Genomic DNA, 12,424 nt, shown 5'->3' on the forward strand with positions numbered 1-12,424 from the left:
TATGGACTCCTTAGATTTAGGCTTTGACACCATAAATTCTAGCTCCCTCCAGAGGGAGGGAGTCCATACATCGCGAGTCTAGACGAGACTAGGAATCTACTAACAACTCACTGGAAAATGGCGATAACCTTAGAACTTCAAAGCACTCGGTGGGTAGCTCCTGAATCACGCTCGTCCCTCGCTGTTCAGGATGATGGATGTTGGAAGATACATCGCTCGCCACAAAACCGATATTTGAGCAGCTCCAAGATAGGGTCATTCCAGCGAGTTTAAGTGAGACTAGGAATCGGGTTACAGCTCGCTAGGAAATGACGATAACCTTAGAACTTCACAGCACTCGGTGAGTCGATCCTGAACCACGCTCGTTCCTCGATGTTTAGGGTGACCGTTTTAAATAAAAATGCCGCTCACAGTAAAGTGAGCGACATACATTTCCCGTTTCCAGCCTCGGCCAGGTTTAATTCAACTCCACGTTCTTCATCTCAGGATGCTTTAGCAACATTACACGAATCCAGTGATGCACTACCCACATCACCATCGCGGTGAGCAGAACCGCGACGAAAATCGAGCTGAAACGGTACAAGATTGAAAAGAACGCGTCTTTTTGTTCTGGCACCAATGAGGTCGTCAGCGGAACCGATAGGGCAGACATGGCAGAAAACGCGATAGCCGCTTTAATTTGCCCCTTGGTGAGCCACGAGCAGAATGGCCCCATTGCAATGGTAAAGGCGAGCCAAAAGAGTAGCCCATGCCCATACCAACTGCCCAATATGAGCTGAACAGCCATCCCTGCGATGCAGCCTAGTGCGGTGCCGATGATGCGGATTTTTGCCATGGCGAGCGAGCCCGCTAAAGTCATTGGGGTTAGGATGATCAAAATGGAAGCTTGTGCGGATAGCGAGTCATATAAGTCCGCTACTTGGAATACAATAAACGCCGCCATCGCCACTACCCAGCCCATGGTAACTTGGCTGATGTAGTCAATATCGCTTTTCACTGGGGTCGACATATCAATGTGCTCGGCGGGGGATTTTGGCTCCGGGAACAACCAATACGCGAATGCGCAAACAAAAATATTGCTGAACGCCATCACCCACATGTTGACGTTGAACTCTTCAATATCCATGAAGTTATAGCTGGCAAAGTTCAACACAATTGAACCCACCAACAACCCCATGTAACCAAACAAATAGGTTTTCTGGTTCATCATTGCAATGCACTTGAACAGCATCATGATTCCGACGGCAACGGTCATTAATGTTGGATGAAACTGCAAGTATTCCAGCAAAAATGTGGCTTGTATGGTTGTCCACACCGCAGAGAAAAACACGATCAATAAAGCCGAAAGATTAAAGTTGTCCATTCTGCCCAATATAAACAGCGGCATCATGATGGCAAAAAATCCGTAAGACCAACCGAAGACCATGCTTAGCGCAAGCCCTAAAGAGCAGCCGAACCAAATTCGTAAGGTTTTCATTGTCGCCGCCTAGTAAATGAAGTGGAACCAGCTTGCGAGGTGAATCTGTGCTTGCGCCATCCACTGCCAGAAAATGCTGTTGTCTGGGTACAAAACAATGGTAGAGCGAGAGCCGACAAACAGTGCTGGTGGTAACTCTTCGCTGCTGGTTAGGTTCACTCGTGTACGCTGCGCATCACGTACCCAGCGGTTGTTCACTTCCACTTTGGTTAGTGCGCCATTAGGCGTTTGTTGTGCGGCTGCTACACCGTAATCGCGGCTAGCTAAATCAAAGTCGTACACCGAACCTGGGTTGGCATCAAATGTGACCAAGGCGTGGAAAGTCTTGTCTATGTTCGCGACGGATTTTTCACGAAAATCAGCGGCTACCCAGAGTGATCCTGTTGGTACAAATGTCAGCAATGGCATGTTGGTGTTTGCCATCGTGCCAACTTCTAGTTGCAGGTTGGTCACGACACCATCACTGGGAGCGAGTACTGCGGTATTTGCCAAATCAAGTTGCGCCTTTTCGATGCCATTTTTGGCAATTCGAACGGCAGTGCTTTGACCTTTTTGAGCGCCTAACTGCGCCTCAATTACTTTTAAGTTTTGTCGTTCCGCTTTAAGCGCTGCACGTGATACCTGATTTTGGGCAAAGGCATTATCGAGTGTCGATTGAGAGATGACTTTCTGCTTCGATAACGTCAGTAAGCGGTTGTATTCGCGGTGTGCATTATCAAATGTCGCTTGTGCGCGAGCAATATTGGCAAGAGCGGCTTCGCGTTGAGAATACAGCGTTGCTTCTTTTTCATAAGCGGATTGCAGAGACAGCTCCGCCTGTTCAAGTGCTATTTTGTATTTACGATCATCAATCGTAAACAACACATCGCCTTTTTGAACGGACTGGTTATTCTCGATGAGAACGTCGGTCACTTTACCAGATACCTCGGGCGCGACTTGGACAACGTATCCTTGCACTCGTCCTTCGGTCGTTAAGGGGGCGTGGCGGTCAGCAATGATAATGTACAAAAATAGTACGATGAACAGGACAATCAAAGTTCGCATCCAGTGTTTGAATTTTTGGTCAGCCGTCATTACAAGTTCCGTTAAACATATTGGATAGCGGATTATAGAGAAGTCACTCACAATTCAGTAGAATGATAATACGAACATAAATGACCTAAAAATAGGACAATGAACGTTAGTTTTGATGATATTTATCTATTCACTCAGACGGTGGTTCACCGCGGTATAAGTGCAGCGGCAGAGGCGAATCAACTACAACGCTCAAAAGTGAGTCGTCGCCTGCAAGAATTAGAGAAATCGCTCGGGGTACAGCTTTTGATCCGCACAACACGCAGCATTGAGTTGACGGAGCACGGGAAACGTTTGTTTGAGTTGGTGGGGCAGCCTATTGACCATATTCAGCAAGGTTTAAATGCCATGCACGAATATCAACAAGAGCTGACGGGCAAAGTGCGTTTAGCCATTCCTTCCGCATTGATGAGCTCTGCCGCGTTTAACGCGATCATCACCGAGTACACAACGCGGTATCCGGAGATTTCGGTCGAGATTGAAAACCATCAAGAGAGTGTCGATCTCAAGCGTCAATCGTTTGATTTACAGCTTCTTCCGAGCGTGGTCAAAGTTACCGATGACAGCTATGTGCAGTTCAGTCTTTTGCCTTATCGTAGTCACTTTGTTGCGTCAAAAGCTTATCTAGAATCGCATCCGCCAGTAAAAACGGTGGAAGATCTTAAGCAGCATCGCCTTTTAACTAATCGTTACAATGCCGATTTGCTCGATTCAGATTTACATGTCGCGTTGCGATCGGACGATCTCAACTTGCTGCGCTCGATGGCGATAGCAGGAAACGGCATCGCGTTTATTCCACAAATTCATTCCAAGCCTGCATTGCGAGATGGTTTGTTGGTCGAGGTGCTGCCTCAATTCGCGCATCCGAAGCAGCATCTTACTCTGATTTATCCCTCGGCCTTATTTCTGCCCAATAAAGTCAAAGCCTTGATTGAGCTAATTCGAGAGAAATTTAAATAGTCAGTTCAAACCACTCTTAACTAAGAGCAAATGTGTGAGCGAAGGTCATCTTTCTAGGTTTTAGTGCTCTAACATGAAAGGATTCTGATACATTAACTGTTGCTCAACTTGTTGAGTATGGTTTGTGGTCGCACAAGATAGGAGATGGAAATGTTATCGAAAGGAAACACGGGCCTGATTGTGGTGGATGTTCAGGGCAAACTCGCTACATTAATGCATGAAAGCGACGCTCTGATTGAAAATATCACGAAACTGGTAAAGGGCGCCAAAGCACTAGATTTGCCTATTCTGTGGCTAGAACAGAATCCAGAAAAATTGGGCCCAACCGCGGAGCCGATTCGTGAAGTGCTTGAAAGCACGCATTTACCTATTACCAAGTACACGTTTGATGGTTGCAAAGAGGCGACGTTTAAGGTCGCGGTGGAGAACGCGAAAGTTGATACCTGGTTGGTTTGCGGTATTGAATCCCACATTTGCGTCTATCAAACCGCGGTTTCTCTGCGTCAGTCCGGTTATCGCGTTGAATTAGTCACGGATTGTGTATCTTCCCGAACCGCTGCCAATAAAGCGCTCGCTCTTGCGAAGTTAACCGCAAACGGTGTGGTGCTCACTGGGTTAGAAATGTGTTTGTATGAAATGGTCGAAGATTGCCGAGCACCTGAATTCAAAGAAATTCTGGCGCTCATCAAATAGTGGAATCACTGTAATCAGCAACAACTTTATTTGAACACGCTATTCAAATTCTCGTTGATACCTTGGCAACATCGACTCGTTGCCAAGTAACCCGCCTTGGTGAATGTAAATCACCGTTTTATCAGTGTTCTCTTCCAACCAAGGGGTGAGGCATTGCCACATATACGGGTCGTATAACAGGTCAAATTCGAGGTCGGTTTGCTCAAAGAGCGCTTTCCATGTGATGTAATCTTCTTCGTACAAGCGACCAAAATGGTGTTTGTTGCGGATGGTTAAAATGGTTGGGTGGCTGTTTTCACAGAGCTGGTTGAACTGCTCAGTTAAGTAATCTACATCGCCTACGCAAGGGCAAGTTAGCACTTCTATGCCGTGTGGGCTTAAATGTTTATGAAGATATAAAGCGGTCGTGCCAGTGCCTGATGGCAGGGCGACGGTAAACTGTTCTTTACCTCTCAATCGCGTCCAATCAAGAATTTCTCGTGCTAACTGTTTGATGCCAGCTTCAGAGAGGTGGGAACGTCCACCCTCTGGAATAAGCAATGTCGACTCATCTAATCTTCGTACCTGGTGGATGTATTCACTAGGGTGGAGTTCGCTACCGATGTCTTGCATGGCGGTGATTTTCATACCCAAATCGAGAGCGCCGCGATAGTTTCCGATGGGGGAGCTTTTTAGCCAAGATGGAATGTGATGAACATAAAACTCAAATGCCCAACCTTTAATCTGGGCGAGAGCCGCTAGCGAATACATCGCGTTGGATTGAGCAGAGCCGTAACTGATGAGGGTTTTGATGTCGCTGTTTTGCGTTTCCATCAACGCCATAAACTTACGTGCTTTGTTCCCAGAAAAGTGAGAATGCAGCATGTCATCACGTTTAAGGAAAAATTTGCGCCCATTAAAGCTATGTTGGGTGATAGGACTTTCTGAGAGTTTCATGTCGATGCTGACGGAATAAACCGTGTCACCTTTGCCATTTAAAAAGGGCGCGTAGTGTAACGCCATTAAACCCAGATAAAAAGTCTGTGTTTCAGGACTTCCATTTCGGTTATTCCTGATGTTTTGACTCGCACTCACCGGTGCTGTAATACCATTGCAATGGTTTCACTTCTATCCTTTGGTTGCTTTGATTCCATGCTATTCCACCCCATGTCTCGCCTTTCTCCCTCAAGCCACGTACACTACTCCGCTTATTTCCATTCAATCAGAAGGCTTGGTTTTGCAAACTCTAGAACAATTAAAAACAGGACAATTAGTAGGAACGAAACAGCTGAAGTTGGCGGAAGGGCTAACTGAGTTTCCTATGGAAATTTTAGAGCTTGCAGAAACGCTTGAAGTGTTAGATTTATCTGGCAACGCACTGTCAGATTTACCACCAGAACTGGAACAGCTGACCAAGCTAAAAATCATCTTTGCTTCCAACAACCTGTTCACCCATCTGCCAGAGGTGTTGGGCAAGCTGCCAAACCTTGAGATGGTTGGGTTTAAAACCAACAAGATCAAAGTAGTCAGTGAAGCCTCACTACCAACTCAGTTACGTTGGCTGATTCTGACCGACAACGAGATTGAAGTTCTGCCAAACAGCCTGGGTGAAAGACCGCGCCTAAGAAAGCTTGCTTTGGCGGGCAATCGCATCAAACAACTGCCAAACAGCATGGAAAACTTGGTCAATTTAGAATTGATTCGTTTATCTGCAAACCAGTTAGAGCATTTCCCGGATGTGTTGATGAAGCTGCCTAAATTGGCATGGTTTGCGTTCGCAGGTAACCCATTCTGCAAACACCCATCTTCGTTAGACAGTGTGCCGAAGGTGACCACAAACAGTTACTCACTTAACCATGTTCTTGGTCAAGGTGCGAGTGGCGTGATTTCTCATGCTAACTGGACTGACGCTCAATACGACTTCCCGAATGAAGTAGCGGTGAAAGTGTTCAAGGGCGAAGTGACCAGTGACGGTTACCCACATGATGAGCTTGAAGCATGTTTGCAAGCCGGGCATCACAACAACTTGGTGAAATCCATCGCGCAAGTAGATGACGGTAATGAGCTTGCTTTAGTGATGGAGCTGATCCCAAACAGTTACTACAACTTGGGTTTACCGCCAACACTGGAAACTTGCACCCGAGATACATTCCCACAAGGGTTTACGCTATCGGTCGAGCAAGTGAATTCCATTGTTGAGCAAATGGTGGACGTATTTAATCATCTGCACGATAACAAGGTGTGCCATGGCGATTTGTATGCGCACAATACTTTGGTGAATGACCAAGGTGAGATGATCTTCGGCGATTTTGGTGCGGCGAGCATTTACGGCTATTTATCGGACGAGCAGCAAGCGGCAATCCGAACCATTGAATCGAGAGCGTTGAAGTGCTTTATCGAAGATATGTTTTCAGTGTGTGAAGCGTCGGAATCGGCATCGCAAGCATTCAATCGACTAGCAGCGCTTGCCGCATAAGATTTCATACAATTGAAATTAGAAAGAGGTATCGAATTGCTCGTTTTAATACTGAGCAAAGTCGATACCTCTCAATTGAATTAGGCGCTGGGGAAGTTACTCTGAGCAAGCCTCTTGATGCTCTGACGTAAGATCAATCACCGCCTCACAACCACCTTCTGGATGTGTACCAATCTTAAATTGCCAGCCATAGCGTTGGCACAAATCGTCCACAATCATCAAACCTAATCCGTGCCCATCAGAATGTGGAATGGTCGAAAAGCCTTCACCTTCATCGCGCACCGAGATGGTGTTTTCATCCATATTGATATGAATTGATCCCGAAGGTGTCGCAGCGATGCCGTTGCGAATCAGGTTACCAAGAATTATGGTCAACACGGCATTGGTCGCGCGCGTTCTAGGGTTGCCGTCGATCTGAACATCAAAGCTGAGTGCTTTCTCATCCGCCTGAGCTTGGCTTTGGAAGATGATTTGGTTGAGTTCTTCTTCGGTGATGCTTCGTACTGGTGAATCATCTGCATTGCGCTCGTAACGTACTAAGCCGAGTAGGGCATCCACCATGGTCGACATCTGCTGCGTCGCATCTTGAATTCGGTTCACTTGGCGGGTTTGGAAATCCGTGTTCGCACTTCTAGCTAGTAAGCTACTTGAGCCTTTCATTACGGTTAACGGTGTACGCAGTTCATGGCTTGCGTATCGTGCAAAGGCTTGCTCACGCTTGATGACTTGGTTGATTTTATGGCGGTACTCATTCAACTCATCCGCAAGAGTTTGGAACTCTTTGGCTGAGCCCTCAGGCACACTAAAGGTCTGCGTGGCATCGCCTTGGTGATGATCGAGTTGGGTTTTAAGCGCATTGACGGGTTCAATCAGGCGCTGTGATAAACGCAGCAGCAGGCTACCAAACAGGAACACCAGCACGGCGACAATGGACAGCACCATTGCGACGACGAGAATGAATTCCTCTGAGGTGATCTCGATTTCATCAATCAAGGAAACCAGAATCACCGGATGCTCAACGCCTTTATAGGTGTAGGTGCTCATGTAAACCATGCGCGAGTATTCGCCGTCTTCTACCTCATCAAGAAAGTGCTTTTGACCAATCAGGTATTTTTGATAGCGCTCGGCAACCAGTGAGATGTCGTTGTAAGCGGTGGTGAGCAGGTCAAGCTGAATACTGCCTTGCTCTGGGTGGGACTGGAAATGTTCAATCGCTTCTTTTTTGTCGACCATAATACGACGCTCGCCCACGCGGTCTTCAGACCAAAGCAGGGAGCCAGTAATCAACAAAAAGCAGAAGATGCCAATCACGACCGACACAAAAGAGAAAAACAGAGCGAGTCGCCCTGTCATACTTTGTGTGCTTTGCGTGCTAGCAAGTAAGCGATTTATCATGCACCAGTCTCCAAGCGGAAGCCAACTTTCGGTACGGTGATAAGCACATGTTGTTCAAATGGCTTATCAAGTTGGTTGCGAAGTTGGTAAATGTGGCTGCGCAGAACGTCGTTGTTCGGCTCGTTCTCTTGCCAAAGTTGGAAGGCGATTTCTTCACGTGTCACTACGTCTGGCGCGCTTTTCACAAGCATTTCCAGAATGGTGTAAGTGGTGGGGTTTAGCGCCAGCAGTTTATCTTGGCGGTAAGCTTTACGCGTTTTTTGGTCAATAGACACTTCACCGTATTCCAACTTGCTCGATGCGACAGTGCCACGGTAACGGCGGATCAGTGCCATCATGCGCGCTTCAAGAATATCCAGATCGAAAGGTTTAGTCAGGTAATCATCGGCACCGTGTTGGAAGCCTTTGAGCATATCGTCACGGCTATCAAGCGCCGTCAGCATAAGCACTGGTGTGTTGTTGCCCGCGTCGCGAAGTTTATTACACATGGTCAGGCCATCCATGCGTGGCAGCATGAGGTCGAGCAAGATGATGTCGAACGTGTTTTCCATCGCCAGTTTCAAGCCGAGTTCGCCGTTGTCTGCATAATCGAGTTCCATACCTGCACACTCAAAATAATCGAACAGCATGCCTGCGATTTCTCGATTATCTTCGACTAAAAGTACGCGTTTCATGTATTTCTCTCCAAGTGGGCGGGTTTTCGAAAATAAGACTTCGTCTTAACCGAACATTATTCACTAAGAACGTGAAAAAGATGTCAACAACATCTCTTTCACATTGATGTTTGTAGACTGGATTCATTCATCGGATTTAGTGGAAGAGTAGCATGTCAACCTTCAACATTCACGCTGCAACCTTTTCAAAGGTGAGCCAACACACTGAGCCTAAAACAGTTTTGTCTGTTGTGGTGCCATTCTTTAACGAGCAAGAAGTCTTGCCTGAATTTCATCGTCGTTTAGCCGCCGTTTTGGATGAAATGCCAGAACGCTGCGAAATCGTCTATGTGGACGACGGTAGCAAAGATGACAGCCTAATGATCGCGCAAAACTTTTCTCAATCTTCTAGCGACGTTCGTTGTATTGCATTAAGCCGAAACTTCGGCAAAGAGTCCGCCATGAGTGCGGGGCTGGAACACTGCCAAGGTGAAGCGGTGATCGTGATTGATGCTGACTTGCAAGACCCGCCGGAGTTAATCCCGCAAATGGTATCAAAATGGCGTGAAGGGTATGACGTGGTGAACATGCAGCGCAGCGAGCGCCATGGTGAAACTTGGTTCAAACGCTTTTCGGCCGCTTGCTTTTACAAAGTGCTTAACAGCATGGCGAAATTGGATGTGCCGGAGAACGTGGGTGATTTCCGTCTACTGAGCGCAAAAGTGGTTAAACACATCAATGCGTTGCCAGAGCGTAACCGATACATGAAAGGTATTTTCTCTTGGCCGGGTTTCAAGCAAGTGACGGTTCAGTTTGAGCGTGACGCTCGTTTCTGTGGTGAAACCAAATGGAACTACCTCAAGCTGATTGGCCTTGCAATGGACGGCATTACCTCGTTTTCCATTCGTCCTTTGCGCTTAGCGACACTTGCCGGTGCGTTAGTGGCGTTCAGTGCCTTTATCTATGGCGCATTCATTGTGATGAAAACCGTTGTGTTTGGTGAGCCTGTTACTGGCTACCCATCCATGATGGTCGTCCAACTTGCGTTGGGCGGTGTGCAACTGCTGTCGATTGGCCTTTTGGGCGAATACATTGGCCGCATTTTTGTCGAGACCAAGCAACGTCCTCTTTATCTTGTTCAGTCTGTTTACGAGCAGCCTGCAAAACATCAATCCATCCAAACCATAAAGTTTAAACTGGGAGAAACCGCGTAATCATGAGTATTAATAAAACCCATCTGTGGTTGTTGTTGGCGTTTGCTCTTTTACTCCGTCTTATTTCACTTGCCGCTTACCCTTTGATGGACACCACAGAAGCCCGCTACGGCGAAATGGCGCGCTTAATGGTGGAAACCGGCAATTGGCTTACCCCACAGTTTGATTACGGCGTGCCTTTTTGGGGGAAGCCACCTCTGTTCACTTGGATGAGTGCTTATGGCATTGAGCTGTTTGGATTGAATGAATTTGCAGTGCGCGCGCCTCATTGGTTAGCGGGCGTTGCGACGATTGTTTTTGTTGCTTTCATGGCGCATCGCGCTGGCTTTAATGCTGTCATCGCAGCGTTGGTACTGGCGACGTGTGGCATCTTTTCAATTGCGGCGGGTGCGGTGATGACAGACATGGCACTGACATTGGCAATGACGATGGCGATGGTTGGTTTTTACTATTGCTGGCTTGGCAAAGACAAACACAGCCGATTGTGGGGTTACCTCGGTTTCTTTGGCTTGGCTTGCGGGCTATTAGCAAAAGGTCCAGTGGCGATCGTGATCATGGGCATCGCAGTGTTTCCTTGGCTCGTGATTCAGCATGGTTTCTTTGGTGCCTTCAAAGCCCTGTGGCAGCGTTTTCCAATTGTATCGGGGTTGGCGCTCATGCTGGCGATTGCTCTACCTTGGTACATCATGGCTGAAATGGCGACGCCTGGATTTATTGATTACTTCATTGTTGGCGAGCACTTTAAGCGTTTTGTTGTCAGCGGTTGGGAAGGGGATCTGTATGGCTCTGCTCATGATCAACCACGTGGGATGATCTGGGTATTCTGGCTGCAATCGGCTGCACCTTGGTCAATTGTATTGCCTATCTTGGCGTGGAAACGTCGTAAAGTACTCAAAGCCATTGAAACCGATCATCAAGGTTTGTTTAGCTTCCTGATGTGTTGGCTGATTTCACCAATGATCTTGTTCACCATGGCTGGGAATATTTTGCCTGCTTACGTGCTACCGGGTGTGCCTGCGTTGGGGATCTTGATTGCGATGCTGGTGGATAAACACGATTTCAAATGGTTGACCGGAACGGCAGCGGTGTTGCCAGCCCTGCTTATGATTGCGATGTTGGTTTTGAATATGGGCAAAGCAGATAGCCGCAGCGACCGCATAATCTTCGCGCAAATTAATGACAATGCTCCGGTCTTCTACATTGGTAAGCGCCCGTTTTCAGGCCAGTTCTATAGTCATGGTCAGGCGAAAAAGCTTGAAGATAAGAATGACTTAAACAATCTGAAGAAATTCCACCTGATTGGTAAATCGCAGCAAGTGGATAGCATGATTCATGAAAATGCGCTGAGTTGCACCAACGAGTTCACAGCAAAATCGAAACGCTCACTCTACACCTGTGTGGTTGGATAACGGAATGCGCAAATTACCAAAATTTGCTTCGTCAGAAAGGCTTGCTTCGTTAACAAGGTTTGCCCTGGTAGGTGGTGTCGGCTTTATGGTCGACACCCTTATCTTTTCTGTGTTGTTCCATTGGTTTGGTCTGGAGCTGATGCTGGCTCGTGGGATTGCATTTTTGTTTGCGGCAACCACGACTTGGCTTGGCAATCGCTGGCTGACTTTCTCTCAAGCAGAAAAAATCAACCCTTTCGCTCAATGGCAAAAATTTATGGTGAGTGCCTGTATCAGTGCTTTGCCGAACTTTATTGTGTTCAAAGGCGTAACGCTCGCCCTAGGAACGCAAGGGTTGATGGTCTATTTGGCTTTGAGCTTAGGCATATTGGCAGGCATGGTGAGCAATTATTTGCTCAGTGCAAAATGGGTGTTTAGTTGAGGATAGAAAGGTTCGGGCTTACTATCCTATCCTCGAGTTAAAAATTCGTTATTTGAACCAATTTTTCTTTTTGTACATCAGAGTAAACCTAAAGCTTTTCATGGGGTATGTAAAAAGGTAAATAAGCCAAGGTTTATACCTTGGCTGCCGTTAGTTCAGATTTTGATTGTTCGATTTCAAACTCGGTTTGCCACTTGCCGTTGTAAAGATACTTACACTCTGGGAGTGGCGCTTTCGCATCCCTTAAATCAAACACTTCATTGGTAGGGTATTCTCGATAATAAGCGGGAGTCGTAAAAAGTCTAGGTTCAGGCTTCGCTTCAAACAGCTTTTTATGATCATTGACCTCTTTACAATCCAGTTTGTAGACCTCTGACAGTTGCGTGACCATGGATTCTAATTCCGCTTCATTTTTAAAGAAAATGTAACAATAAAATCGTCCCTGTGAGCGAAAAGTAATCTCCTGAGCAGTATCTTGGTATTCGCACCTGTCATACTTAAAAAAGAACTTAATTACTTTCCTTTTCTTATTATAATCAGCAAAGAGCCAGTCTTCACGTTCTCCGACCCTCACTTCTGTTGGTTCATCAGGCTGACGTTTAAGCATTTTAAAGGAGACTAATATAAAAGCACCAGCGCCTGCTAACGCCATCGGGCCAACCATCGCTACCAT

General features: G+C 46.8%; 11 protein-coding genes and 1 pseudogene. 6 read left to right on the forward strand and 6 right to left on the reverse strand.

All coding sequences use genetic code 11. The features are described 5' to 3' along the window. Positions 1-457 precede the first annotated feature (457 nt). On the reverse strand, positions 458-1,477 hold the full coding sequence (locus R7P74_RS23660; RefSeq protein WP_225474293.1) for a DUF2955 domain-containing protein: 1,020 nt from the start codon (positions 1,475-1,477) through the stop codon (positions 458-460). Positions 1,478-1,486: 9 nt separating this feature from the next. Next, a complete protein-coding gene (locus R7P74_RS23665) occupies positions 1,487-2,551 on the reverse strand; it encodes an HlyD family secretion protein (protein ID WP_225474294.1) in 1,065 nt (354 codons plus the stop codon). Positions 2,552-2,650: 99 nt separating this feature from the next. Here R7P74_RS23665 and R7P74_RS23670 point away from each other — a divergent pair, with 99 nt between their 5' ends. Further along, on the forward strand, positions 2,651-3,511 hold the full coding sequence (locus tag R7P74_RS23670) for a LysR family transcriptional regulator (RefSeq protein WP_086046918.1): 861 nt from the start codon (positions 2,651-2,653) through the stop codon (positions 3,509-3,511). Positions 3,512-3,661: 150 nt separating this feature from the next. Further along, entirely contained in the window at positions 3,662-4,204 is a 543-nt protein-coding gene (locus tag R7P74_RS23675; RefSeq protein WP_054701260.1) for a hydrolase, read from the forward strand. A gap of 39 nt (positions 4,205-4,243) precedes the next feature. Here R7P74_RS23675 and R7P74_RS23680 read toward each other — a convergent pair whose 3' ends face one another. After that, complete coding sequence (locus tag R7P74_RS23680; RefSeq protein ID WP_225474299.1) at positions 4,244-5,140, reverse strand: 1-aminocyclopropane-1-carboxylate deaminase/D-cysteine desulfhydrase; 897 nt, start codon at positions 5,138-5,140, stop codon at positions 4,244-4,246. A 280-nt stretch (positions 5,141-5,420) separates the two neighbouring features. On the opposite strand from R7P74_RS23680, the gene R7P74_RS23685 reads away from it, so the two are divergent. Then, a complete protein-coding gene (locus R7P74_RS23685) occupies positions 5,421-6,659 on the forward strand; it encodes a leucine-rich repeat-containing protein kinase family protein (RefSeq protein WP_225474295.1) in 1,239 nt (412 codons plus the stop codon). A gap of 96 nt (positions 6,660-6,755) precedes the next feature. Here R7P74_RS23685 and R7P74_RS23690 read toward each other — a convergent pair whose 3' ends face one another. Both R7P74_RS23690 and R7P74_RS23695 read right to left on the reverse strand, forming a co-directional pair. Further along, the gene (locus R7P74_RS23690; RefSeq protein WP_213871713.1) at positions 6,756-8,054 is read right to left on the reverse strand and encodes a sensor histidine kinase; all 1,299 of its coding nucleotides are present in this window, start codon (positions 8,052-8,054) and stop codon (positions 6,756-6,758) included. After that, a complete protein-coding gene (locus tag R7P74_RS23695; RefSeq protein WP_005389368.1) occupies positions 8,051-8,728 on the reverse strand; it encodes a response regulator transcription factor in 678 nt (225 codons plus the stop codon). Before R7P74_RS23695 ends, R7P74_RS23690 begins: the two co-directional genes overlap by 4 nt. Positions 8,729-8,880: 152 nt before the next feature. Here R7P74_RS23695 and R7P74_RS23700 point away from each other — a divergent pair, with 152 nt between their 5' ends. Genes R7P74_RS23700 through R7P74_RS23710 form a run of 3 tightly spaced genes read left to right on the forward strand, consistent with a single transcriptional unit; the run spans position 8,881 to position 11,751 of the window. After that, on the forward strand, positions 8,881-9,921 hold the full coding sequence (locus tag R7P74_RS23700; RefSeq protein WP_225474296.1) for a glycosyltransferase family 2 protein: 1,041 nt from the start codon (positions 8,881-8,883) through the stop codon (positions 9,919-9,921). A 2-nt stretch (positions 9,922-9,923) separates the two neighbouring features. Continuing rightward, on the forward strand, positions 9,924-11,330 hold the full coding sequence (locus R7P74_RS23705) for an ArnT family glycosyltransferase (RefSeq protein ID WP_045412049.1): 1,407 nt from the start codon (positions 9,924-9,926) through the stop codon (positions 11,328-11,330). Positions 11,331-11,334: 4 nt separating this feature from the next. Then, positions 11,335-11,751 (forward strand): GtrA family protein, encoded by a 417-nt coding sequence (locus tag R7P74_RS23710; RefSeq protein WP_225474298.1) that lies wholly within the window; start codon positions 11,335-11,337, stop codon positions 11,749-11,751. A 133-nt stretch (positions 11,752-11,884) separates the two neighbouring features. Here the strand turns inward: R7P74_RS23710 and R7P74_RS23715 are convergent. Continuing rightward, a pseudogene (locus R7P74_RS23715) lies at positions 11,885-12,424 on the reverse strand (hypothetical protein); the annotation flags it as partial.

The sequence above is a fragment of the Vibrio sp. 2033 genome (assembly GCF_033339735.1).